Source organism: Saccharibacillus sp. WB 17 (genome assembly GCF_008634075.2).
Taxonomy (GTDB): Bacteria; Bacillota; Bacilli; order Paenibacillales; family Paenibacillaceae; genus Saccharibacillus; species Saccharibacillus brassicae.
This window is the reverse complement of the sequence record NZ_VPFK02000005.1, coordinates 20327-41602: the sequence shown is the minus strand read 5'-3', so window position 1 is coordinate 41602 and position 21276 is coordinate 20327. Positions and strand designations below refer to the sequence as shown.

The 21276-nt window shown below is 55.6% G+C and carries 23 protein-coding genes; 6 read left to right on the top strand and 17 right to left on the bottom strand.

Features of this window, described 5'->3' with window-relative positions; genetic code table 11:
- The 6 genes from FTE24_RS01765 to yyaC all read right to left on the bottom strand — a co-directional run bounded on the left by FTE24_RS01765 (position 1) and on the right by yyaC (position 4715).
- Positions 1-570: a thioredoxin family protein gene (locus FTE24_RS01765; protein WP_150235448.1), complete on the bottom strand. Its 570-nt coding sequence runs from the start codon at positions 568-570 to the stop codon at positions 1-3.
- 95 nt (positions 571-665) lie between these two features.
- Positions 666-1280 (bottom strand): DedA family protein, encoded by a 615-nt coding sequence (locus FTE24_RS01760; RefSeq protein ID WP_150235447.1) that lies wholly within the window; start codon positions 1278-1280, stop codon positions 666-668.
- Positions 1281-1351: 71 nt separating this feature from the next.
- A complete protein-coding gene (locus FTE24_RS01755) occupies positions 1352-2530 on the bottom strand; it encodes a class I SAM-dependent methyltransferase (protein ID WP_150235446.1) in 1179 nt (392 codons plus the stop codon).
- Between the two features lie 82 nt (positions 2531-2612).
- On the bottom strand, positions 2613-3269 hold the full coding sequence (locus FTE24_RS01750; RefSeq protein WP_150235445.1) for a DUF6483 family protein: 657 nt from the start codon (positions 3267-3269) through the stop codon (positions 2613-2615).
- Positions 3270-3302: 33 nt separating this feature from the next.
- A complete protein-coding gene (locus tag FTE24_RS01745; RefSeq protein ID WP_150235444.1) occupies positions 3303-4088 on the bottom strand; it encodes an alpha/beta fold hydrolase in 786 nt (261 codons plus the stop codon).
- 45 nt (positions 4089-4133) lie between these two features.
- Positions 4134-4715 carry a spore protease YyaC gene (gene yyaC / locus FTE24_RS01740; protein ID WP_150235442.1) on the bottom strand — a complete coding sequence of 194 codons (582 nt, stop codon included), beginning with the start codon at positions 4713-4715 and terminating at the stop codon, positions 4134-4136.
- Positions 4716-4907: 192 nt separating this feature from the next.
- Here yyaC and FTE24_RS01735 point away from each other — a divergent pair, with 192 nt between their 5' ends.
- The 3 genes from FTE24_RS01735 to FTE24_RS01725 all read left to right on the top strand — a co-directional run bounded on the left by FTE24_RS01735 (position 4908) and on the right by FTE24_RS01725 (position 6699).
- Positions 4908-5132, top strand: coding sequence for a DUF1128 domain-containing protein (locus tag FTE24_RS01735; RefSeq protein WP_150235440.1), 225 nt, complete (start codon positions 4908-4910; stop codon positions 5130-5132).
- A gap of 397 nt (positions 5133-5529) precedes the next feature.
- Positions 5530-6174: a YtxH domain-containing protein gene (locus FTE24_RS01730; RefSeq protein WP_150235438.1), complete on the top strand. Its 645-nt coding sequence runs from the start codon at positions 5530-5532 to the stop codon at positions 6172-6174.
- Between the two features lie 105 nt (positions 6175-6279).
- Entirely contained in the window at positions 6280-6699 is a 420-nt protein-coding gene (locus tag FTE24_RS01725; RefSeq protein WP_237401584.1) for a DUF5665 domain-containing protein, read from the top strand.
- 83 nt (positions 6700-6782) lie between these two features.
- Here the strand turns inward: FTE24_RS01725 and FTE24_RS01720 are convergent, their stop codons facing one another.
- From FTE24_RS01720 to FTE24_RS01680, 10 genes are all read right to left on the bottom strand, one after another.
- Positions 6783-7556, bottom strand: coding sequence for a sigma-70 family RNA polymerase sigma factor (locus tag FTE24_RS01720; protein ID WP_037291373.1), 774 nt, complete (start codon positions 7554-7556; stop codon positions 6783-6785).
- The gene (gene rsbW, locus FTE24_RS01715) at positions 7553-8002 is read right to left on the bottom strand and encodes an anti-sigma B factor RsbW (protein WP_141447187.1); all 450 of its coding nucleotides are present in this window, start codon (positions 8000-8002) and stop codon (positions 7553-7555) included. The genes FTE24_RS01720 and rsbW overlap by 4 nt, the downstream gene beginning before the upstream one ends.
- Positions 8003-8020: 18 nt before the next feature.
- Positions 8021-8359 carry an STAS domain-containing protein gene (locus FTE24_RS01710; RefSeq protein ID WP_141447188.1) on the bottom strand — a complete coding sequence of 113 codons (339 nt, stop codon included), beginning with the start codon at positions 8357-8359 and terminating at the stop codon, positions 8021-8023.
- 124 nt (positions 8360-8483) lie between these two features.
- Positions 8484-10142, bottom strand: a complete 1659-nt coding sequence (locus FTE24_RS01705; RefSeq protein WP_150235437.1) for a response regulator — start codon at positions 10140-10142, stop codon at positions 8484-8486.
- An 18-nt stretch (positions 10143-10160) separates the two neighbouring features.
- Complete coding sequence (locus FTE24_RS01700; RefSeq protein WP_150235435.1) at positions 10161-11030, bottom strand: CheR family methyltransferase; 870 nt, start codon at positions 11028-11030, stop codon at positions 10161-10163.
- A gap of 62 nt (positions 11031-11092) precedes the next feature.
- Complete coding sequence (locus FTE24_RS01695) at positions 11093-14770, bottom strand: response regulator (RefSeq protein ID WP_150235433.1); 3678 nt, start codon at positions 14768-14770, stop codon at positions 11093-11095.
- Positions 14771-15925, bottom strand: a complete 1155-nt coding sequence (locus FTE24_RS01690) for a PP2C family protein-serine/threonine phosphatase (RefSeq protein ID WP_150235431.1) — start codon at positions 15923-15925, stop codon at positions 14771-14773.
- Between the two features lie 209 nt (positions 15926-16134).
- Positions 16135-16269 carry a hypothetical protein gene (locus tag FTE24_RS23410; RefSeq protein ID WP_272915048.1) on the bottom strand — a complete coding sequence of 45 codons (135 nt, stop codon included), beginning with the start codon at positions 16267-16269 and terminating at the stop codon, positions 16135-16137.
- A 109-nt stretch (positions 16270-16378) separates the two neighbouring features.
- Entirely contained in the window at positions 16379-16918 is a 540-nt protein-coding gene (locus tag FTE24_RS01685; protein WP_150235429.1) for a hypothetical protein, read from the bottom strand.
- 94 nt (positions 16919-17012) lie between these two features.
- Positions 17013-17531 (bottom strand): DUF948 domain-containing protein, encoded by a 519-nt coding sequence (locus FTE24_RS01680; RefSeq protein WP_160441615.1) that lies wholly within the window; start codon positions 17529-17531, stop codon positions 17013-17015.
- Between the two features lie 272 nt (positions 17532-17803).
- Between FTE24_RS01680 and FTE24_RS01675 the strand changes: the two genes are divergently transcribed.
- The 3 genes from FTE24_RS01675 (at position 17804) to FTE24_RS01665 (ending at position 19524) form a co-directional block, all read left to right on the top strand.
- Positions 17804-17974 carry a DUF1328 domain-containing protein gene (locus FTE24_RS01675; protein WP_150235425.1) on the top strand — a complete coding sequence of 57 codons (171 nt, stop codon included), beginning with the start codon at positions 17804-17806 and terminating at the stop codon, positions 17972-17974.
- Positions 17975-18295: 321 nt separating this feature from the next.
- On the top strand, positions 18296-19081 hold the full coding sequence (locus tag FTE24_RS01670; protein WP_150235422.1) for a hypothetical protein: 786 nt from the start codon (positions 18296-18298) through the stop codon (positions 19079-19081).
- 260 nt (positions 19082-19341) lie between these two features.
- A complete protein-coding gene (locus FTE24_RS01665) occupies positions 19342-19524 on the top strand; it encodes a hypothetical protein (protein WP_141447197.1) in 183 nt (60 codons plus the stop codon).
- 95 nt (positions 19525-19619) lie between these two features.
- On the opposite strand, the gene FTE24_RS01660 is transcribed toward FTE24_RS01665, so the two are convergent.
- Positions 19620-21245: an ABC-F family ATP-binding cassette domain-containing protein gene (locus tag FTE24_RS01660; protein ID WP_141447198.1), complete on the bottom strand. Its 1626-nt coding sequence runs from the start codon at positions 21243-21245 to the stop codon at positions 19620-19622.
- Positions 21246-21276: the final 31 nt, after the last annotated feature.

Here is a 21276-nt window from a genome sequence, read left to right as displayed (position 1 = left end):
TTACACCCCCGACAGAAGCGTACGCAGTTCGTGCACGATCACTTCGTGAATCGACGTGCCTTCGCCGTAACGTTCTATCATCTGCGCCCGCACGACTTTCATGTTGTCCGCATAGTCCGATGCTTCGCGGTCCGGATTTTCGGCTTTGAATTTGCGCATCAGCTCCTGGACCTTTTCCGGACGCGGCCCCCACTGTGCCAACACTTCGCCTTCCCCGTTTGCGAAAATTACGACGGGCACGGAACGGCCGCCCATCGTCAAATATTCGTCCATCAGATCGAAGTTTTGTTCCAGAATCAACACGTCGACCGGAATCTCGGCCGTTTCAAGCACCCGGAATACGACCGGCACGTTGCGTACGACGTCGCCGCACCAATCGGCCGCCAGAATCACGACTCTCAGATCTTCGCGGGCGCGCATGTCTTCGAAGAAAGCGCGGTCGTCGTCTTTTTTCCATGCGAAGTCCCGGTAGCCGCTCTCGAACGTTTCCTTGTTTTGCTGCATCGAATCGATAAAGCCCTGCGGGCTCAAGCCGGTGCCGAATCGGGATTTCAGGTTGGATTTTTGCATGGGAGTCCCTCTTTTCTTGTTGAAATGGAATTTGAGAACGAAGACGTCAGAAGTGCTTGCCCGAGCATGTTATCCGAACGTTGTAGCCGGGCCTGTTAAGCGTTCGATTTCTTGCGCCGCGTCAACCAGGCTTTTACGACCAAATACACGAGCAGCAGGAACACCGCGCCCAAGATGATCGGAACGACGTACGGAGCCGCTTTTTCGTCGATGCGTTCCCATTGGCCGCCGAGTTGGTAGCCGAGGAAGACGAACAGGATCGACCATGGAATGACGGCAAGCGTCGTCAGCCACGTAAAGCGCCACATCGACATTTTGGCCAATCCGGCCGGAATCGAAATCGCGTGGCGGACGACCGGAATGAACCGACCGCTGAAAATAACGCCAGCTCCGTACTTTTTGAACCATTTCTCGGCGTGGTCGATATGCGATTCCTTGATAAAAATATATTTGCCGAACTTGTTCAGCACCGGACGTCCGCCGTAGCGGCTGATCCAATAGATGAACAGCTGCGCCAAGACGCCGCCGATCGTGCCGAACAGCACCGCGCCCCAGAAATTGATCTCGCCCGAGTACACGAGAAAACCGCCGTAAGCCAGCACGATTTCGCTCGGAATGACTTCGACCATCAAGCCGAACATGATGCCGAAATAACCCAAACCTTGAATCCACGTAAACAACTGCGCCACGATATCCGAAATGAAACCCAATGTTTTCCCTCTTTTCGCTGCTTGCTTTTCTGTGTAGGCTTGTCGTCAGGCTGCCGACTCCGGCGGAATGCTCAGACGCCCGAAGAAGCCGGCAGTCGGTCCTGCAGCGCCTTTTCCAAATACGGAGCCGCTCCGAGAAAGTTTCGGAACGCTTCGTATTCGCGCCAGGATGCCTCCGTATCCGGTACATCCGCTTTGACCGCGCGGATCAGGATGTTTTTCGGCGTATGTTCCAGATCGATAAATTCGAGCAGCTGCGTTTTGTAGCCGACCAGATCGAGCAGCTTCGCCCGGATCGCGTCGGTGGCAAGCGCGGAGAAGCGCTCTTTGAGAATGCCGTGCGACAGCATCGGCTCCAGCACGTCGCTTTGTACCTGCGCGAACAGCTCATGCTGGCAGCACGGAACCGAGAGAATCGCCGAAGCGCCCCAGCGTACCGCTTTTTCCAGCGCGGCATCGGTTGCCGTATCGCAGGCGTGCAGCGTGATGACCATGTCGACCGCGTCGAATTCGTCGTAGTCGGCGATATCGCCGATGCGGAAATGCAGTCCTTCGTACCGGAGCGTCCGGGCCAGCGATTCGCAGTGTTCGATAACGTCCGCTTTGAGATCGAGGCCGACGACGTTCAGTTCGAACCCTTCCTGCACGGCCAAATAATGATAAAGCGCAAACGTCAAATACGATTTGCCGCAGCCGAAATCGACGATCGTCAGTTTGCGGCCTTTGGGCAGCGACGGCAGGATATCCCGCACCATTTCGAGGAAACGGTTGATCTGGCGGAACTTGTCGTATTTGGCGGCCAGCACGCGGCCTTTGTCGTTCATGACGCCCAGTTCCACCAGAAACGGAACCGGCTCGCCTTCTTCCAGCACGTAGGTCTTTTTGCGATTGTGTGCCAGATCCGGCGCCTGTTTTTTGGTCGGCGGCTTTTGAAGAATTGCCGTTTTGCCTTTTTTGCTGACCAGTACCTGGTAATCGGCCGCAAGCGTATTGAACAGCCCCTGGCGCATCTCGTTCTCCAGCAGATCGGCGATTTTCGATTTGGCGTCTTCCGGCGTTACGTTGTCGTGCGTCACCTTTTTGTCGTAATGGTAAGCGAATTGGTAATGCAGGTCGTTTTTGAGCAAAAGAGGCTTGATGGCGACTTTGCCGAAACTTTCGCTGTCTTTGCGCCGGGGCTGGCTGATCGTCGCCGATACGAGCCGCCCTTCCGGCAGCACGGATTCCAGCATTTCCTCGATCGTTTGCATGGGTCACTCTCATCCTCTCGGGTAGGTCTTGCCTATGTGTTCGCCGCAGCGCGCAAAGCCGGCCGGATCGAATCCGGTCGGCCTATTCGCCCTGCAGCGCTTCGATGCCTTCCTGCAGTTCTTCGCGCGTCAATCCGCCGGCCCGCAGAGTCGCTTCGTCAAGCTGCGCCAGACGCGCGTAGAACATCCGGCCTTCTTCGAGCGCGTCCGGATCGTCTTCGGGACTTGCGTTCAGCATCCGGTACATCGCATCTTCGGCCTGGACGTAGCGCCCTTCGCTTTCTTCGTACAGCAGCGTCAGCCGCTCCGCGTCGGCCGGCAGCCGGTAGCGCTCAAGCCGCTCCGTCAGCTCGGCGATCCGCTGCGGGTAATCGACCAACTCCCGGCTGCCGCCGTTCAGCGCCGCGTACAGGTACAGATGCAGCGCTTTGATCCGCACCGCCGCCGCTTCGCCTGCTTCGCCCATGTTCTCGCGGATCTCCCCGTTCTCCTGCAGCATGCGCGCCACAAGCTGCAGGCTCTCCGCGTCGACGCCGCCCCGCTGCCGGAACAGCGTGATCAGTTCTTCCGGCGGGAGCGAACGCAGCATCTGCTCGCTCATGCGGAAATTGCGCTTCAGCAGGCCGTCCAGCTTCTCCAGAGCCTGTTCGTTTTTCTGTTCGCGGCGCAGACCGAGCATCGAACCGACGGCTTCCGTCATCTCCTCGATCATGCGCGTCAAATAATCTTTTCTCAGCATGCCAGTTTCCCTCTTCTCTTCCCTGCTTGGCCGTTATAGGCGTTCGACGAACGAAGCGATATGGCGGGCCAGCTCCTGCGGCGCTTCGAACAGGCTCATATGGCCGGCTCCTTCGATAATATGGCGGGTCGTCCGCCCGTTCTCGGCGGCAAAAGCTTTGTCCGGCGGCGCGATGCCGTCTTCGCTGCCGGCCACAAGCAGCACGGGCAGCGTCGAGTCGCGAATGACGCCGGTGCGATCCGGCCGCTCGCGCATCGCCAGCGCGGCGCCGGCGGCACCTTCGGGCTTCGTCTCGCGCCCGATCCCGATCACGCGTTCCAGTTCCGCGTGCATCGACTTCGCGTTCTCCGGCGCGAACCAATTCGGCGCGGACTGCTCCGCGAACGGCCCGACCCCTTCGCGGCGTACCCGCTCGGCCACGGCCGTGCGCTTCTCGCGGCCGGCTTCGTCGTCGGGCAGCGCCATGGAATGGATCAGCCCGAAAGCCGACAGCCGCTCGGGATAACGTTCCGCGAACGACAGCGCCGTATAGCCGCCCATCGAGTGTCCGAGCAGCACGACGCGCTCGATCTTCAATTCGTCCAGCAGCTGCAGGACGCCGTCGGCCATCTGCTCGATCGTATACGGGCCGTCCGGCGCATCCGACAAGCCGTGTCCCAGCAGGTCCGGCACGATGCAGCGGAAATGTCTCTCCAGCAGCGGAACGATCCGCTCCCAATAATCGGCGCTGCCGACGAAGCCGTGCAGCAGGACTACGACCGGCCCCGTTCCGCGATCCACGTATCGAATCGGAAGTTGTTGCGATTGCCGTCTTTCCATTTTGGCACCTTCTTTCGTAGGATGGACGCTTGTCTCATGAAGATCTTATGGACGTTCGTGAAAATCTTGGGGACGCCGAACGAAATCGCCGGGTCCCAATCCGAATGCCGCTTCCGCCGCGGCCGCAGCCCGGTCGGCCATATCCAGCACGAGGCGCAGCGACGACGTTTGTAGCGTCTGATACGGCTTCGGCCCGTTCATATTGACGACTGCCGCAATGCTGTAGGCGCCGACGGGGGCAAAAGCCCCTTTCATGGAAGCGGCCGGAACGAGCGGCCCGCGCAGCGCCACAAAAGTACCGACCGAACCGGGCTTGCCGAGGCAGGCATCGACGGCCACGACGGTAAGTTCGGGCGGCAGCGCAGCGGCGATCGTCCCCAGATTGGTCGCGTCGCACGGCTTCTCCAGCGTTCCGACGACATGCGGAAATCCGGCCGCTTTCAGCCGCGTCCCGACCAGCGGGCCGAACGCGTCCCCGCTGGAGCGGTCCGTGCCGATGCACAAAAACAACAATTGTTCCGGGCCATGCCGATCCGCCAGTTCCGCAAACAGCGGCCCGATCCCCGTGAAGCGGTCTTGTCGTCTGCCGCCGTCCGTTCGGGCCCATACCGATTCGCTTATGCTCACTCTTTCGTTCTCCTCTTCATCCCGGTTAAGCCGTACGCGCGTCCGGGACGCGCGCGCCGCATTCCTTACGATTTTAACCCACTTGACCGGTGTTCTGCAAAAAAAGGTGAGTCCGTCTTGGGATCGTGCTACAATGGGGAACATGAGCCGTCGGGTCTATCGACGGAAAAGGATGACGGAAGGAGATTACGCATGGATTTGTCCAACAAAACGCAAGAAAACGTAGAATACATGATCGAAGGCATCAAGACCAAGCTTCGCATGGCTTCCGGAGCGGCGATGCAGTCTTCCTCGTTTTCGATCGAGCAGTACGAAGACATTCAAGACGTCTATGAAGTCGTCATGAGCAAGCCTACTCTCAGTATTTCCGAAGTGGAAGCGGTCGCGTCCGAATTGGGCCGTTTACGCCGGAAATAAGCGCGAAATCGCCGAACCTCTCCCCAGAACCTACATCTTATGCCAATCCCGGCCTTTTGTGCTCTTTTCCGAGCCAAAAGCCGGGTTTTTGCGTTTTCCGGACCTGACACAAACGCCTGCGTTTGCACCGCTATACGCCGCTTGCCTGTTTCAGCGGGAAAAGCAGCGTTTATATAGCAATTAAGAGCAGCGGCGCAGCAAGCTGAACGAGGCGTCGGCAGCGGAATGCCGGTAACGGAAGCGAGCCGAGTGCCGGAGCTGCTTGCCCGAACGTTCAGACGCGCAGCTTAACAGATTCGAGTAACGTAAAGATCCACACGCAAGCAAGTTCAAACAGCAGCATCCCAATTCGGTTACGGCCTTCCGGCCTCCGACTACACTTAAGGAGTGATTGATGATGAACGAAGCAGAAAGAGAATACCCATTGCAAAGCGGTTCTACCTTCTATAAAGGCGTACTGATCGGCGGATTGATCGGTGCCGCGGCAGCCCTGCTGTTCGCACCGAAACCGGGTCGCGATCTTCGCAGCGACATCTCCGACAAAGTCGGCGTAGCTACCGACAAGACCAAAGGTGCGGCCAGCACAATCGGCCTCAAAGTCAAAGATACCGCTACGGTAGTCGGCGACAAAGCGACCAGCGCAGCTACTCTCGTAGGCGACAAAGCCAAAACGGCTGCTACCGTCGTGAGCGACAAAGCGACGACGCTGGCTCAATCCGTATCCGAAAAAACGTCGAACGTCGTTCAATCGGTACGCAAAAACAGCGCTGACGTAGCCGAAGTCGTCAAAGACGCTTCTGCAGACGTAGGCGAAGCGGTCAAATCTGCTTCTGCCGACGTAGCGGACGAAGCCGCCAAAGCGGACAAGGAAGCGATGAAAGAAACGGCCGAAAAAGTCGAAGAAGCCAAAAAGGAAATCAAGACTGCCAATACGGGCGGATCGAACTCCGGCAGCACGACTCCGGGTACCCCGAACCTGGGCAGCTCGACTTCCGGCAATTCGAACTCCGGTAACTCCACAAACGGCAAACCGGTTCTTTAATCCCTGATGCACGCTTAGAAGCCGGCTGGAATCAGCCGGCTTTTTTTATCGACCTTCTCCGGCTTCCCAGCTCCAACAACTTGACCGAAAGCGGGGTATTCAACCATGGCACCTACAGAGACCCGACCGAATCCGGGCGATCGATTCGCCAGCGGAACGATCGAGCAAAATGAGCGGACCCAGGACGGAACGCTTCGTCCCCAGGATCTGTCGAAAGATCACCCGTTCGAGCTTCGTCACGAAGTGACCCGACTGAACAAGCAGCTGGAAGATATTTCGATCGCTTTGCGAAAAGGCGATTTCAAAGATCTTGTCGAGAACTACACCGATTGGAAACGGCGTATCATCTCCAACTTCACGGCCGGCATTGCCCGCGGTCTGGGCCTGTCCGTCGGCACGGTCGTCGTCATCGCGCTGCTGACCTGGATCGCTTCCGTCATGGCCAGCCTGGGCGTTCCTTACGTCAGCGATTTCTTCGACTATATGGGCAGCTTGATTCAGCAGGGCCGAAACGGCGGAGCCTGATCCCGATCAGCGGAATCAACAAAATAGCCAGGCTGTCTCTGCGTACGCAAGGAAGACGGCCTGGCTATTTATATCGATATTCATCATAACGAAGAAGAATTGGACATGATCTGTTTGAGTTTCTCGGTCGCTCGCTTCTGAATCCGCGATACGCTCATCTGGGACACGCCCAGCTTCTGAGCGATCGCCCGCTGCGATTGTCCTTCCTGGAAGGCCAGCAGCAGCACTTTCTGCTCCTGTTCCTTCAGTTGGCTCAAAGCCTGCTGAAGGTCCATGCGCCGTTCGACCGTATCGTAATCGTTCACGTCCGAACTGATCAGCTCGCCGAGCGTCGCCGCACTCTCTTCCTGGGACAGGGGAGAATCCAGAGATACATAATGGTAACATTCGCGCCCGGCCAGCACTTCGACCGTTTCTTCTACGCTGAGGTCGAGATACTGCGCGATTTCCTTGACATCGGGAGAGCGCTCCAACCGAACGGTCAGTTCGTCGATCGCTTGTTGGACAAGCGCTCCTTTTTCCTTGATTCTTCTTGGCACTTGAATGTACCACGATTTATCGCGCAAAAAGTTCTTCATATGCCCGATCATGCTCTTCATCGCATAAGGCTCAAAAGGAATTCCCAATTGGATATCGTACTGTTGAAGCAGGCGGATTAACGCCATTTGACCAACCTGATACAAGTCTTCATAAAGATCGGGCCGGTTTCTGGCAATCTTGCCTGCGGCCATCTTGACCATCGGCTCGTACTTTTTGATGAGCACCGTGGCGATTTCGTTATCCTTGGTCTGTTGATATTCCCAGATCAAGGATACCGCTTCCGACATGGATTCAGGCGGGGTCACTTTATCGTTCATACTTTCTCCTCACTCCTGGTGAGACGCTTGGTCAAGATGACCTGCGTTCCTTTTCCGCTCTCGCTGGCAACGCTAACGTCGTCCATCAGAGCTTGCATCAGATAGAAACCGAGCCCGCCGATTTCCACGTCATGCAGTTCTTTGTCGTGCAGGGTGGAAGCATCGGACTTCTCCTGCGGCAGCGAGAAACTTACGCCTTCGTCCTTGACGGTGATGGTGAGTTCTTCTCCGTTGACTCCGAAGATGACTTCAACCAATCCTCCTTCCTGTCCGTAAGCGTATAGAACCGAGTTATTGCAAGCTTCGGATACGGCGACTTTCATATCTTCGATGTCTTCATAGGAAAAGCCCATCTTGGACGCGATGCCGTACAGGTTCAGCCGTACAATATCCACGTAGTCGGCGGTAGCCGGTAAGTTGAGGGTAACGGTTTGATCTGCTTTCATGCGTTGTTCGATCCTTTCCTATTGGGAATTCCCTTGGGGTTCAAAAAATTTGGCAATGCCTGTCATATCAAACAGTTTTTGAATTTGTGTCGGCACTTCTGCTACGCTGAACGAAGCATTCGCGGAATGCCGGGCTTTCAAAATAGACAGCAAAATGCCAATTCCCGTACTGTCGATGTACTTCAAATCTTTGAGATTGATTACCAGATCGACATCAGAGTCCCCTACAAGCGGCTCCATCACGAGGCGAAAATCCGGTGCTACGGACAAATCGAGCTCTCCGCTCAAGTAAACAACGCTTTTGCCTTCTTCCAGAACCGTTCTTGCATTAAACTTATCGCTTTTATTTGTGGTCATAGACATTCTCCCTAAAAAAATGTTTTCTAAACTTATTAAACATAAACCAAGCAATTGAAACCCGGCGTACCCTTAGCTTACCACGTCTTCGATACCAAAAGTTGCAAAAAATCAGGTTTTATATTCAATGTGCCGCTTTTTTTATGGCGAACCCGCCGTACCCCGATCGATGGCGCGAAAAGACCTGTTTGATCCCTGCCATTTTGACCGGCTTGCTGATGTAATCGTCCATGCCCGCTTCGCTGCAGCGCTGCTGGATATCGTTCATGACGTTGGCCGTCATCGCCACGACGACCGGTCCGCGATCGTCCGCGAAAAGCGTCCGGATCTTGCGGGTCGCTTCCAGCCCGTCCATGACCGGCATCTGCAAATCCATGAACACGTAGTCGTAAGGACGTCTCGCCAACATACGAAGCGCCTGCTCGCCGTCTTCCGCGGCGTCCGAAGAGATGTCCATCTTCTGCAGCATGCTCGTCATCAGCTTGCGGTTGACCGGATGGTCGTCCACGATCAGCACCGAAGCCGGCATGCCGGCTTTGTCGCGCGGCACCGTCAACGGTTCGCCGCGAAAAGGACCGGGATCTTCCGGTTGGAAGCTTTGTACCTGGATCGTGAACACGAAAGTGGCCCCTCCTTCTTCCATCGCTTCGACCCGGATCTCGCCGCCCATCATTTCGACGAGCGTTTTGCAGATCGCAAGGCCGAGGCCGGTGCCGCCGTATTTGCGCGTCATCGAAGAATCGAGCTGGGAGAACGGCTGGAACAGCCGGTTGATCTTGTCCGGCGAGATGCCGATACCGGTATCTTTGACCGCAAACTCCAGCGTCAGGCGGCCGTCTTCTTCGCCGCGCGTCGAGACGACGAGGTAGATGCCGCCGCGATCGGTAAACTTCACGGCGTTGGCGACCAGATTGATCAGCACCTGCCGCAGCCGCGCCATATCCCCATATAGCAGTTCCGGCACCGAATCTTCGGTGAAGTACACCATTTCCAGATTTTTGCGCGCCGTCTCCATCGTAAAGAGATTGAACACTTCGCCGATGCATGTCTTCAATTCGAACGGATGCTCTTCGAGCTCCATTTTGCCGGATTCCATTTTGGTAAAGTCCAAGATGTCGTTGATGACCGTCACGAGCGCGTCTGCGCTTCCCCGAATGATTTCCGTATATTCTTTTTGTTCCGGCTTCAATTCCGTTTCCATCAGCAGGTCGATCATGCCGATTACCCCGTTCATCGGCGTACGGATCTCGTGGCTCATCATGGCCAGAAACTCCGTTTTGGCTTTGACCGCGATCTCGGCCGCTTCCTTGGCCTTGACCAGCTCCTCATTGATCTTTTCCAGCTCCTGCGTTTTCTGGTGCAGCAGCTTACTCTGATCTTTGAGGCGCTTGTTGGCCAAATACATGCTAACGAACCCCTCGATTTTGGATTTCAAAATCTGGGGGATAAACGGTTTGACCATATAGTCGATCGCGCCCGCGGAATATCCGGCAAACAGATGCTCGGATTCTTTGCTATTGGCGGATATGAAGATGATCGGAATATCCTTGGTCTTCTCTCTGGCCTTAACCAGCTTCGCGGTCTCGATTCCGTCCATGCCCGGCATTTGGACATCGAGGACGATGACCGCGAACTCGTCTTTGAGCAGGCAGCGCAGCGCTTCTTCGCCCGAAGTCGCTTTGATCAACGTATAACGCTCACTGCCCAGCACGGCTTCCAAAGCGAGCAAGTTTTCCGGACGGTCGTCGACCAACAGGATGTGAATCGGCTCTTGAACCCCCATGGAATCCCCCTACTCTTTCTATTTAATCTTCCGATAGATCTTCTCGACCCGATCCAGCGGTTCGTAACAATCGCTGAAGCGGGTGAAGTGAATGGACTCTTTGGACCCGAGCACGAGCATGCCGAAACGGCTGAGACTCTCGTAAAACAGTCCATGCACCTGATCCCGGAGCGTATCGTTGAAATAGATCATGACGTTGCGGCAAAAAATGACGTTGAACTCGTTGAACGAGCGATCCGTCGCCAGGTTATGCTCGGCAAAAATGATGTTCTTGCGCAAAAAAGGCTGCAGCATGACCGAATTGTATTTGGCGGTGTAATAGTCGGAAAAAGATTGTGTTCCCCCGGCTTCCAAATAGTTTTTCGTGTACAGCTTCATTTTGTCGATCCCGTAAATGCCTTCTTTGGCCTGCTGCAGCGAACGGTCGTTCATGTCCGTCGCATAGATGCGGGCTTTTTCGTACAGTCCTTCTTCGTGCAGCAGGATCGCCATCGAGTACACTTCTTCGCCGGTGGAGCAGCCCGCGTGCCAGATGCGGATATAGGGATAGGTTCTCAGGATCGGAACCACTTCGCGCCGGAACGTCCGGAACAGTTCGGGATCGCGAAACATTTCGGTCACGGGAATGGACAGGTTCTGTACCATTCGCTCGAAGCACGAACGGTCGTGCAGCACTTTGTCCTGGAGCTGTGAAATGGTTGTAAGGTTTTCCGAATGGGCATGATGCCAAATGCGGCGCAGCAGGGAAGGGCGGGCATAATTCCGGAAATCGTATCCGTACATCCGGTGCACGCCTTCGAGCAGCAGATCCGCTTCGATCGTTTCTCTTTCCGTCAGGTCGGGTTCTTTTTCCGATAAAGACAATGCCTTAAAATCGTTAAATGTCATAAATTCAGCCCCGATATGTGCAAAATCGTCGTTATTCCTTGTCTATTACCCAATTCCTGCTCTTACGAATACAACCAGACTCGCATCAGGGAAAGAAGCTGTTCGGTCTGGATCGGCTTTTTGACGTAATCGGAAGCGCCGGCTTCGATACATTTGCTGCGGTCTTCCTTCATCGCTTTCGCCGTGAGCGCGATGATCGGAATCCGCTCGAAGCCCGGCATCTGCCGAATCAGGCGCATCGCTTCGTACCCGTCCATTTCCGGCATCATCATATCCATCAAAATCAGGTCGAAATCGGTGCGTTCTTCCAGCGTCTCGATCGCTTCGCGCCCGTTCTCGGCAAAGGTCACGTCCATGCGGTATCCTTCGAGCACGCTCGAAAGCGCAAACACGTTGCGGACGTCGTCGTCGACAAGCAAAATCTTTTTGCCTTCGAACAGCGTCTCCTTGTTGTGCAGCTTTTGCAAAATCTTGCGTTTGTCTTCCGGAAGGTCTGCTTCGACGCGATGCAGGAACAGCGTCGTCTCGTCGAGCAGGCGTTCCGGCGATTTGACGTCTTTGACGATAATCGATTCCGCGTATTGGCGCAGCTTGGTTTCTTCTTTGGAATCCAGGTCTTTGCCGGTGTAGATAATGATCGGCAGGTCGCGCAGCCGGTCGTCTTCGCGAATCCGGTCCAGCATCTCGAAGCCGGTCATGTCGGACAGCATAAGATCGAGCACCATGCAGTCGTAATGATGCCGCTGCAGTTCTTCAAGCGCCTGCGAGCCGGTACCGACCGCCTTGATCGCCACGTCGTCGTGGCCGATCAGCTCGATAATCGCGTTGCGCTGCGTCTCGTCGTCTTCGACGATCAGCAGATGCTTGAGGCTCTTGTCCGCATACGAACCGATGTAGGAAAACGCGCGTTCCAGCCCGTCTTTGTCGGCCGGCTTTTTGAGGTACGCGATCGCGCCCATCATCAGGCCCTGCTTGACGTCGTCGACCATCGACACGACGTGCACCGGAATATGGCGCGTCTCCGAGCTGCTCTTCAGCTCGCTCAGAATCGTCCAGCCGTCGATGACCGGCAGCTGGATATCGAGGATGATCGCGTCCGGCATCCGGCTTCTTGCCGTCTGGAGACCGGTGTCGCCCTGCACTTCGACGATCGCCTTGTAACCGTAGCTCCGCGCCATATCGCGCAAAATGACAGCGAACTTCGGATCGTCTTCGATAATCAGCAGCACTTTGTCGTGCGGGGCGAGCCCTTCCCGATCGTCTTCGATATCGGCCTGCTGCGGCTTCGGCTCGATCGGGGCGACGGCGGCCGGCTTGACCGAACGCGCAGATGTCCGTTCTTCGGAACGGGACTGCGCCGAAGCTTCTTCCCGCGCGTCGGCGTCTTCGCCGGAAGCATAGGCGCTCAGCTTCGGAATGTACAGACTGAATCGGCTGCCCTGGCCTTCTTCGCTCTCAAGCTCGATCGCGCCGCCGAGCAGCTTGGCAAGCTCGCGGCTGATCGAGAGACCGAGCCCGGTTCCGCCGTACTTGCGGCTGGTCGTTCCGTCGACCTGCTGGAACGCTTCGAAGACGATGTCCGTCTTGTCCTGCGGAATGCCGATGCCGGTGTCGATGACGGAGAACTCGATAAATTTGCGCTTTTTCTCCAGATAGTCCGGCAGATATTCGGGGTCCGCCTGGCGAATCCGGAACGTGACCGAACCGTCGGAAGTGAACTTGAACGCGTTGGACAGCAGGTTGCGCAGCACCTGATTGAGGCGATGCCCGTCGGTCAGCAGCGCGGTCGGCAGTTCGGCGTCGCTTGCTTCCACGTTCAGCTCGATGCCTTTCTTCTCGGCGACGGCCCCGAAGTTGTTCGTGACGAACGCCTTGATCTCTTCGATCGGCACCGGTTCGCGGTTGAGTTCCATTTTGCCGGCGTCGACTTTGGACAAATCGAGAATCTCGTCGATCATCTTCAGCAGATCCGCGCCGGACATGTAGATCGTCTGCGCGTATTCCACCTGCTTCGGCGCAAGGTTGCCGTCTTTGTTCTCCGCCAGCAGCTGCGACAAGATGAGCAGGCTGTTCAGCGGCGTCCGCAGTTCGTGCGACATGTTCGCGAGGAACTCGGATTTGTATTTGCTCGACACGGCGAGCTGCATCGTCTGGCGTTCCAGCTGGACGCGCGCCAGTTCCACTTCCCGATTCTTCTCTTCGGTCTCGTGTACCTGCTCTTCGAGCGCACGCGTCTTCGCGATCAGCTCGGTGTTGAAATGCTCCAGTTCTTCCTGCTGACGCTGCAGCAGGTCTTCCGAGCGCCGCAGCGCTTCGGCCTGCGATTCCAGGTTCTCGTTCGAGCGCTTGAGTTCCTCCTGCTGGGTCTGCAGTTCTTCGGACTGGCACTGCAGTTCTTCGGTGAGCGCCTGCGACTCGCGCAGCAGTTCTTCCACGCGCAGCCGTCCGTTGATATTGTTCAAGATGACGCCGAGATTGGCGAGCAGCTGATCGAGCAGTTGAAGCTGCAGCGGGTTGAACGGCGTCAGGGACGCGATTTCGAACACGCCGATCAGTTCTTCTTCCGCGACGATCGGATGGATCAGAATTTGGGTCGAAGCGCTCTCCCCGAGCGCCGAACCGATTTCGATATACTGCTGGGGCGGTTCGTCCAGCAGAATCGTCCGGCGGTCGGCCGCGCTCTGGCCGAGCAGCCCTTCGCCGATCGCGAACGAAGACTTCGCCCGCGGCTCGCTCGAGAAAGCGTAGGAGCCGTAGCGCTTCAGTTCGTTCGGATTGTCCGTGCCGGCCAAATACAGCGCGCCGTATTCGGCCCCGAGGATCGGGGTGAATTCGCTGACGAACGTCTGCGACACTTTTTCCAGCGACATGATTCCTTTGAGCACGTCTGTGATGCGGGCCATGTTGGAATTGATCCAGCCCTGGTCGTTCTGCGCTTCCATGTATTCCCGCTCCAGGCGCTGCTTCTCTTCGATGTCCTGCGCCATCTGCTGGAACACGGTAGCGACGCTGCCGATCTCGTCTTTGGACTTGACCTTGATCCGGCGGATCGCTTTCAACTTGCCTTTGCCGAAGCTCGAGATCATCATCGACACGGTATTCAGTCCGCGCGTCACGCTCGGAATGATCCACAGCATGATACCAAGCCCGAGCAGCAGGCCGACGACGAGAAAAGCCGTCGTGATCTGCGTCGAGCGTTCATACGCTTCCTTGACGCTGGCCACTTCCGCTTCGACCTGCAGATCCTGGTAGCTGGCCAGCTCGTTCAGCGCGCCGAGCGCCGCCCGCTGAAGCTCGATGCCCGTCGTATCCCGGTACGTCTGGGCCTGCTGGGTATCGCCGTTCTCAAGCAGCTGCATGAGGTTCGCTTCGTAGCTCGAGAAGTTCTCCCAGCTTGTGCCGACGTTCTGCACAAGCCGGCGTTCTTCGGCGGAGCCTTTTTCCGAAGTGATCGAATCCCAATACGTCTGGGCGCGGCCTTTGGCGTTCTCGATCAGCACGCGGCTCGCCGACAAGTCGGCAGCCTGTCCGCCGAGCAGCTGGTTGGCCAGCTCGGTGGCGATACCGTTGACTTCGCCCCGCATGCCGCTGCTGTACCGGACTTTCATGTAACGTTCCTGGTACACCCGGTCGATCTGGTCGTTCATATAGCTCATTCGATCGTAGCTGACCAGCGACAGCGACAGCATGATGATCAAAAGCGCCGTAAACCCGACGACCAGTTTGGTCTTTATTTTCATCTATTCAGCCGCTCCTTCTTTCAAAGAAATCCAAACCAGACATTTGTCGTCCGCCGCTTCCCCTTCGAAAAACACTTCTTCCATCCGCTCTTTTTCGAACGAATGACCTTCGCGAAGATGATTGACGAGGAAATTCAGCTGATCTTCCTGCTCGCCGTCAACCGCTTCCAGCAGACCGTCGGTGTACAGGACCAAGTGGCTCTCGCCGTCGTAGGATACGGTCTGCGGCTCGGCGTCGATGCGATCGAACAGGCCGACCGGATGCGACGTGCGCTCAAGCTTGGCCACTTCGCCGCTGCCGCGGAACAGCAGTCCCGGCGGATGCCCCGCATTGACGTAGTCAATCCGCTTGAAGCGCGTATCGACGACCATGTAGATGGCCGTGAAATAATACTGGATCAGCTGGTTCTCGATATGCAGCTGGTTGAAGCGGCGGTTGAGTTCCTGAATGACTTTCTCCGGATCGACGTACGTGATGACGGTATCTTTGAGGACGGACGCGATAAACATGCAGAAAAGCGAGGAAGAAATGCCGTGCCCCATCATGTCCAGCAAGATGATGCCGTAACGTCCGTCGCCAAGCGGATACCAGGCGTACAGATCGCCGGCCAGCTCGAACGAAGGCTTGTACAGCGCATCGATCTGGATGTTACGGTCGTTGACCGGAAGGCTGAGCACCGCGTTCTGCACGAGCGCGGCCAGCTTGAGTTCGTCCTGAATGCGCTGATCGCGCTCGGTATGCCAGTCTTTCTCCTGCTTGAGCCGCAGCGCGAGGCGAATGCGGGCCATCAGTTCGACTTTGTTGATCGGTTTGGTGACGTAGTCGCCGGCTCCCGCGTCGAGCGCTTCCGCCAGCTTTTTGGAATCGCCTACGGCCGTGACCATGATGATCGGAATATCGCGCAGATGTTCGTACGTCTGCACGATCCGGCACGCTTCGATCCCGTCCATCTCCGGCATCATCATGTCCAGCAAAATAAGGTCAATATCCGAATTTTTCGGTTTGACCTGCGGGTCAAGATCGGGCACGCCGAGAATAGCGAACATTTCACGGGCCGAAGCCGCGATCTCGATATTGCGATAGTCTTCTTTTTTCAAAATTTCGCGAATGATAATGACGTTGGTGGGATTGTCGTCGACAACTAGAATCTTCATAATCCTCTCCCTCTGTTTATGCGCTTGCGCATTATAACCCTCTATTTTCAGCGAATATCTGACGTTCCATCCTGCATCAACCTTATTATCTACTTCTTGTAAAAGATCCCATAAACATAGATAAGGAATGGGCAGCAAAGTCCCATTCCTTATCTATACTTCGAATCCGCCCCCGGGCGGCAAATAAACGTGTTTACGCAGCAGGGCGCTTACAGCACGGGCGTCAATGCGACGACCAGAACCTTGCCCAATTCGAGTGTCATCCGAAGTTGACGAATCGTCTCAACAGCCTGCAGGCCGTTCTCCACGATCTTGGCGTATGCTTTGGCATCGGCAGCATCCATTTGTGCACGTTCCTTTGCAAGGTGATTGTTACTACAAGCACAAATTATATTTTACCCACTTCAAACGAGAATGAAACAGTTAAAATGTTTTTTTTGCAATTCGGCTGTTTTACACCGGCGTATCGTCGAACAAATCCACGCTGCGCACCGTTCCGGTAGACGCCTCGACGAAGATTTTGATCGCCTGGCCGTCATGCGCGTACCCGAACCCGTCTTCGGCTTCGAAGTCCGGCGTTCCGAGAGACGCGCGAATCCGGTCCGCGTCCATCGGCAGCTTGTGTCCGTTCAACGTAAAGCTTCCGGCGTCGCCCGGCACGGACACGTAATAGATCCAGCCTTCGTACAAGCCGACGTTCGCCTCGCCGTAGCGGCGTTCTTCCCCGCCCATATAGGCCGGCACCTGCCGGGAAGCCGGACCGTGCAGACGTTCCGCGTCTTCGATCCGGTCCCGAAGCGTCAGCCCGTTCAGGCTCTCGAAACCGGACGGAGCGGGATAGAGGTTCGCGCGTGAAACGTCTTGATGTGACAAAAAAGAACCCGCCTGCTGAATCGCAGGCGGATCTAGGGCAGCCGAAGTATGGGAAGGAGCGAAATCCTGCGTCGAAAAGGAAGATAACATTCCGGTCAGCAGCATCATGATTGTAAACATGGTCCTCATCCTCTCGTGTCGCGTCAGGGCCTTCGGAAGTCCCGCCGTTCCCCGGCAAACCGTCGTTGCTTGTTACATGTGGACCGAGGTTCGCTTAGCGGCGGAACTTCTGCCAAATCGATACGCCCGTATCGACCCATTGCACGATTTTTTGCGCACCGGCTTTTTCTCCCGATCCGTAAGTGGCTTCGTAAGAGCGAACGGTTTTGCTGTGTCCCGATTCCGGAAGCATCGCCGCACCTTCATGCTCGTGTTTTTGCTTTTCTTTGTTTTCCCGGTGATGCTTCGCTTTTTCGATCATGCGGTGCGAATACTGCTGCGACACCAGCGTGACTTCGTTAAGCAGCTGTCCGAGGTTTTTGACCGATTCCATGACCGGATCCAACTGTTTGAGCTTGTGGTTGGCATCCAGCGCGATGTCGTTCGTGTGCCGAACGATCTGTTTGACCTCGTAAGTCAGCTCGTCCATCGTCTTTTGTACTTCTTTCAACGTTTGTGCCGTATTTTCCAGCGTCTTGGTTCCCGCTTGCAGCATTTTGATCAGGAAGATCACCAATGCCACAAACGCCAAGGCTACGATAAGCACAGCCCACTGCCAAATTTCCAAATTCAAAACCTCGCTTTCTTCTCGTCCGTTTTTTCGATAATGGATAAAACTCTCTCATGCGCTACTCCATAGTTACCCTGAGGTTTTTGACCCGAAACAAAAGCGAAAACAACGCCATGAATACCGATGTAAGCTTTGTTTCAATGACAAAGTGCCCGGTTAATGTCTGTCTACGAGACGCAGGGAACCCGAAGCTTTCTCGAAACCTTTTGGTTTCCTACTATTAGTCTGAGGTTTTCCCGCATTTGATTCTACATACTGAAAGGAGGATGAAGGTCATGGTAAAATGGTCTTTGATCCTGCTCGTGATCGCGGTCGTGCTCGGCATCTTCGGATTCGTCGGCATCATCGAAGCGGCAGCGGCAATTTTCAAAGTCTTGTTCTGGGTGTTCCTGGCTTTGTTCGTCATCTCGCTGTTCTTCGGCCGGGGACGCGGAGCTCGCAGGTAACGTTCCACAACATGCATGCAGCAAGTCAACGTTTCGCCAAGCCGCTCCTTCGGGAGCGGTTTTTTTGTTTTTTCGACAAAATTCATTTTCTTTTTTCGACCTCTATTTTGACCTCTGTTCAGACGCTTTTTTCAAGCAATTTACCTGGCATTATCATTATAGCAACTTTCTCGCGGCGGACGTAAACTTCAAGCGCTTGCAAAAACAAGTTACGATTCCGTAATTTTTTTGTGAAGAAATGGTTCAACCGACTAAGGTCTAGTTTATTGTTATAGCAGGATGGAGCAAACAAGCTCCCAAAATACCAAGGAGGTTCACCTTATGAAAAAATTAGTTACTCTTACAGCTTCGGCCCTGCTGATGGGCACGATGGCGACAGCCGCTTCGGCAGCTGAAACAACTCCAGCTACAACGACAACACCTGCAACGGTTACGGACACGACTTACACCGCTCCGGTTACCGGCACAACTTCTTCGAAGTTCACTGCAAGCAAAAACGCTTTTAGCTTCACAAACCCAACGGCTTGGAACGAAAGAGTAAAAAGCCAAGAGTTTGACGCAGCAGCCCTGCAAGCACGCGGAGAAGCTGGCGTATACCTGGTTGAATTTACATACACTCCTACGGATTCCAATGCTACACCAGTCGTGTTCGCTTCGATCCGCGGCTATGACAGCGGCGTATGGAACAGCATGACAAACAAAGATGCTATGGGTAAAGCCCTCAACACAAGCGGTGGCGTGACTTACGTCCTGTCTTCGAGCGCAAGCAACCCATTCACGGCAGCTGCGGACGTTAACGCGTTCAACACTCTGCTGCAAAGCATCAGCAGCGGCGCTCTGCCGAACTTCATGGTTAACCCGACTACGGGTATGATGCCAGGAAGCCCGGTTATTGCCAACGATCCTTCGAAAGTATCCGTTAACCCGACTCCTACGATTCAATTGACGGGTATGACGCCGTTCTACAAATCCCCAGGCGGCACGATGATCGGCTACCTCGGACCCCAAAAGCTCGATACGACTGGCAAAGGCCAGACTGATCCTGCAAGCGGCCAATGGGTAGAAATCTACACTTGGATGGGTATGGCTTGGATCGTAGTCGAGTAATCGATACTTCCTCGCACGCTCTTTTCCCTTCGAAGCACCGGCTTATGCCGGTGCTTTTTGGTGCGCGTACCGTATGCGGAGCCGCTCGCTGCGCCCGCAGGCCCGCGCAGCGAATCGACGGGCGGGCCTCCTGGCGGGCGAACGCCGAATTTGGCGCTTGTCCCGCCGCCTGAAAGCGGATAAGATAAAGAAGAAATCCGCGCCCGAACGTTCGTCCCCCAGGGACGGCATCCGGGCCGCGCAGCGAGGAGGAGTTCCGCATGACCGAAGAAAAAGGAACCCGGAAAGTCGATCTGGCCGAAGCGATCCGCAGCAAGCTGGAGCAGAAAAAACAGCAGAACGGTTCGAACAAAAGCGGCTTCCATGGCAACGACCCCAAAAAGCTGACGACCCAAAACAACAAAAAAGCGAATAATCAGCGCCGCCGTACCGGAGGATCATAAACGTATCCTTGCGCCCTGGCAGCAGCAAAAGCCCCTTATCCGGTTCGTGCCGGACAAGGGGCTTTTTCAATGCGTGGGCATCAGGCGGGGAAACCTTACACCTGTACCGTATACATGCGGTTGCGCAGTTCTTTGACTTCTTCGTTCTCCAGGTATTCGTCGTACGTCATGACGCGGTCGATGACGCCGTTCGGCGTAATCTCAACGATGCGGTTGGCAATCGTCTGGATGAACTGATGGTCATGGGAGACGAACAGCAGCGTGCCGTCGAAATCGATCAGGCCGTTGTTGAGCGCCGTAATGGATTCCAGATCCAAGTGGTTGGTCGGTTCGTCCATGATCAGCGCGTTGGCGCCGTTGAGCATCATCTTGGCCAGCATGCAGCGCACTTTCTCGCCGCCGGACAGGACGCTTGCTTTCTTCAGGCCTTCTTCGCCCGCGAACAGCATGCGGCCGAGGAAGCCGCGCAGGAACGTCTCGTCCTGCTCGTTCGAATACTGGCGCAGCCATTCGACGAGGCTCAGGTTGACGCCTTCGAAGTAAGCGGAGTTGTCTTTGGGGAAATACGCCTGGGTCGTCGTGACGCCCCATGTGTATTCGCCGCCGTCCGCTTCCATCTCGCCCATCACGATATCGAACAGCGTCGATTTCGGCATGCCGTAAGGACCGACGAACGCGATCTTGTCGCCTTTGTTGACGACCAGATTGAAGTTGTCGAGCACTTTCTCGCCTTCGATGGACTTGCTCAGGTTCTCGATCGTCAGCAGCTGCTTGCCCGCTTCGCGTTCCGGCTTGAAGTTGATGAACGGATATTTGCGGTTGGAAGGACGAATATCGTCAAGCGAGATTTTCTCCAGCTGTTTCTTCCGCGAAGTCGCCTGCTTCGATTTCGAGGCATTCGCCGAGAAGCGCTGCACGAACGCCTGCAGTTCTTTGATCTTCTCTTCTTTTTTCTTGTTCTGGTCGCGTACGAGGCGCAGGGCGAGCTGGCTCGACTCGTACCAGAAATCGTAGTTGCCGACGTACAGCTGGATTTTGCCGAAGTCGATGTCCGCGATATGCGTACATACTTTGTTCAGGAAGTGCCGGTCGTGAGAGACGACGATGACGGTGCCTTCGTAGCTCATCAGGAAGTTTTCCAGCCAGTTGATCGATTCGATGTCCAAGTGGTTGGTAGGCTCATCCAGCAGCAGAATCTGCGGAGTGCCGAACAGCGCCTGCGCAAGCAGGACGCGGACTTTCTCGTTGCCGCTCAGCTCGTCCATTTTCTTTTCGTGCAGGTCGCGCGAAATGCCCAGACCGATCAGGAGCGCAGCCGCGTCGGACTCGGCATCCCAGCCGTTCAGTTCCGCGAAGTCGCCTTCCAGCTCACCGGCACGAATGCCGTCCGCTTCGGAGAAATCGCTTTTCGCGTACAGCTCGTCTTTTTCTTTCATGATCGAATAGAGACGGCTGTGGCCCATGATGACCGTTTCCAGCACCGGATACTCGTCGTATTCGAAATGGTTCTGTTTGAGGACGGCCAGGCGTTCGCCCGGTGTGATGGAGACTTCGCCCTGGTTCGCTTCGATCTCTCCGGAGAGGATCTTCAGGAACGTCGATTTGCCGGCGCCGTTCGCGCCGATCAGGCCGTAGCAGTTGCCCGGGTTGAATTGAATGTTGACGTCTTCAAAAAGTGGCCGCTTGCCGTAGCGAAGCGTAATGCCGCTTGTACTGATCATGTGTATTCCCATCCTTTATTATAAACTTTTC

Coding starts and splice junctions, on each gene's coding strand:
- FTE24_RS01765 (WP_150235448.1), bottom strand. CDS start 570: ATGCAAAAATCCAACCTGAAATCCCGATTCGGCACCGGCTTGAGCCCG.
- FTE24_RS01755 (WP_150235446.1), bottom strand. CDS start 2,530: ATGCAAACGATCGAGGAAATGCTGGAATCCGTGCTGCCGGAAGGGCGG.
- FTE24_RS01750 (WP_150235445.1), bottom strand. CDS start 3,269: ATGCTGAGAAAAGATTATTTGACGCGCATGATCGAGGAGATGACGGAA.
- FTE24_RS01745 (WP_150235444.1), bottom strand. CDS start 4,088: ATGGAAAGACGGCAATCGCAACAACTTCCGATTCGATACGTGGATCGC.
- FTE24_RS01735 (WP_150235440.1), top strand. CDS start 4,908: ATGGATTTGTCCAACAAAACGCAAGAAAACGTAGAATACATGATCGAA.
- FTE24_RS01730 (WP_150235438.1), top strand. CDS start 5,530: ATGAACGAAGCAGAAAGAGAATACCCATTGCAAAGCGGTTCTACCTTC.
- FTE24_RS01725 (WP_237401584.1), top strand. CDS start 6,280: ATGGCACCTACAGAGACCCGACCGAATCCGGGCGATCGATTCGCCAGC.
- FTE24_RS01720 (WP_037291373.1), bottom strand. CDS start 7,556: ATGAACGATAAAGTGACCCCGCCTGAATCCATGTCGGAAGCGGTATCC.
- rsbW (WP_141447187.1), bottom strand. CDS start 8,002: ATGAAAGCAGATCAAACCGTTACCCTCAACTTACCGGCTACCGCCGAC.
- FTE24_RS01710 (WP_141447188.1), bottom strand. CDS start 8,359: ATGACCACAAATAAAAGCGATAAGTTTAATGCAAGAACGGTTCTGGAA.
- FTE24_RS01705 (WP_150235437.1), bottom strand. CDS start 10,142: ATGGGGGTTCAAGAGCCGATTCACATCCTGTTGGTCGACGACCGTCCG.
- FTE24_RS01700 (WP_150235435.1), bottom strand. CDS start 11,030: ATGACATTTAACGATTTTAAGGCATTGTCTTTATCGGAAAAAGAACCC.
- FTE24_RS01695 (WP_150235433.1), bottom strand. CDS start 14,770: ATGAAAATAAAGACCAAACTGGTCGTCGGGTTTACGGCGCTTTTGATC.
- FTE24_RS01690 (WP_150235431.1), bottom strand. CDS start 15,925: ATGAAGATTCTAGTTGTCGACGACAATCCCACCAACGTCATTATCATT.
- FTE24_RS23410 (WP_272915048.1), bottom strand. CDS start 16,269: ATGGATGCTGCCGATGCCAAAGCATACGCCAAGATCGTGGAGAACGGC.
- FTE24_RS01685 (WP_150235429.1), bottom strand. CDS start 16,918: ATGTTTACAATCATGATGCTGCTGACCGGAATGTTATCTTCCTTTTCG.
- FTE24_RS01675 (WP_150235425.1), top strand. CDS start 17,804: ATGGTAAAATGGTCTTTGATCCTGCTCGTGATCGCGGTCGTGCTCGGC.
- FTE24_RS01670 (WP_150235422.1), top strand. CDS start 18,296: ATGAAAAAATTAGTTACTCTTACAGCTTCGGCCCTGCTGATGGGCACG.
- FTE24_RS01665 (WP_141447197.1), top strand. CDS start 19,342: ATGACCGAAGAAAAAGGAACCCGGAAAGTCGATCTGGCCGAAGCGATC.
- FTE24_RS01660 (WP_141447198.1), bottom strand. CDS start 21,245: ATGATCAGTACAAGCGGCATTACGCTTCGCTACGGCAAGCGGCCACTT.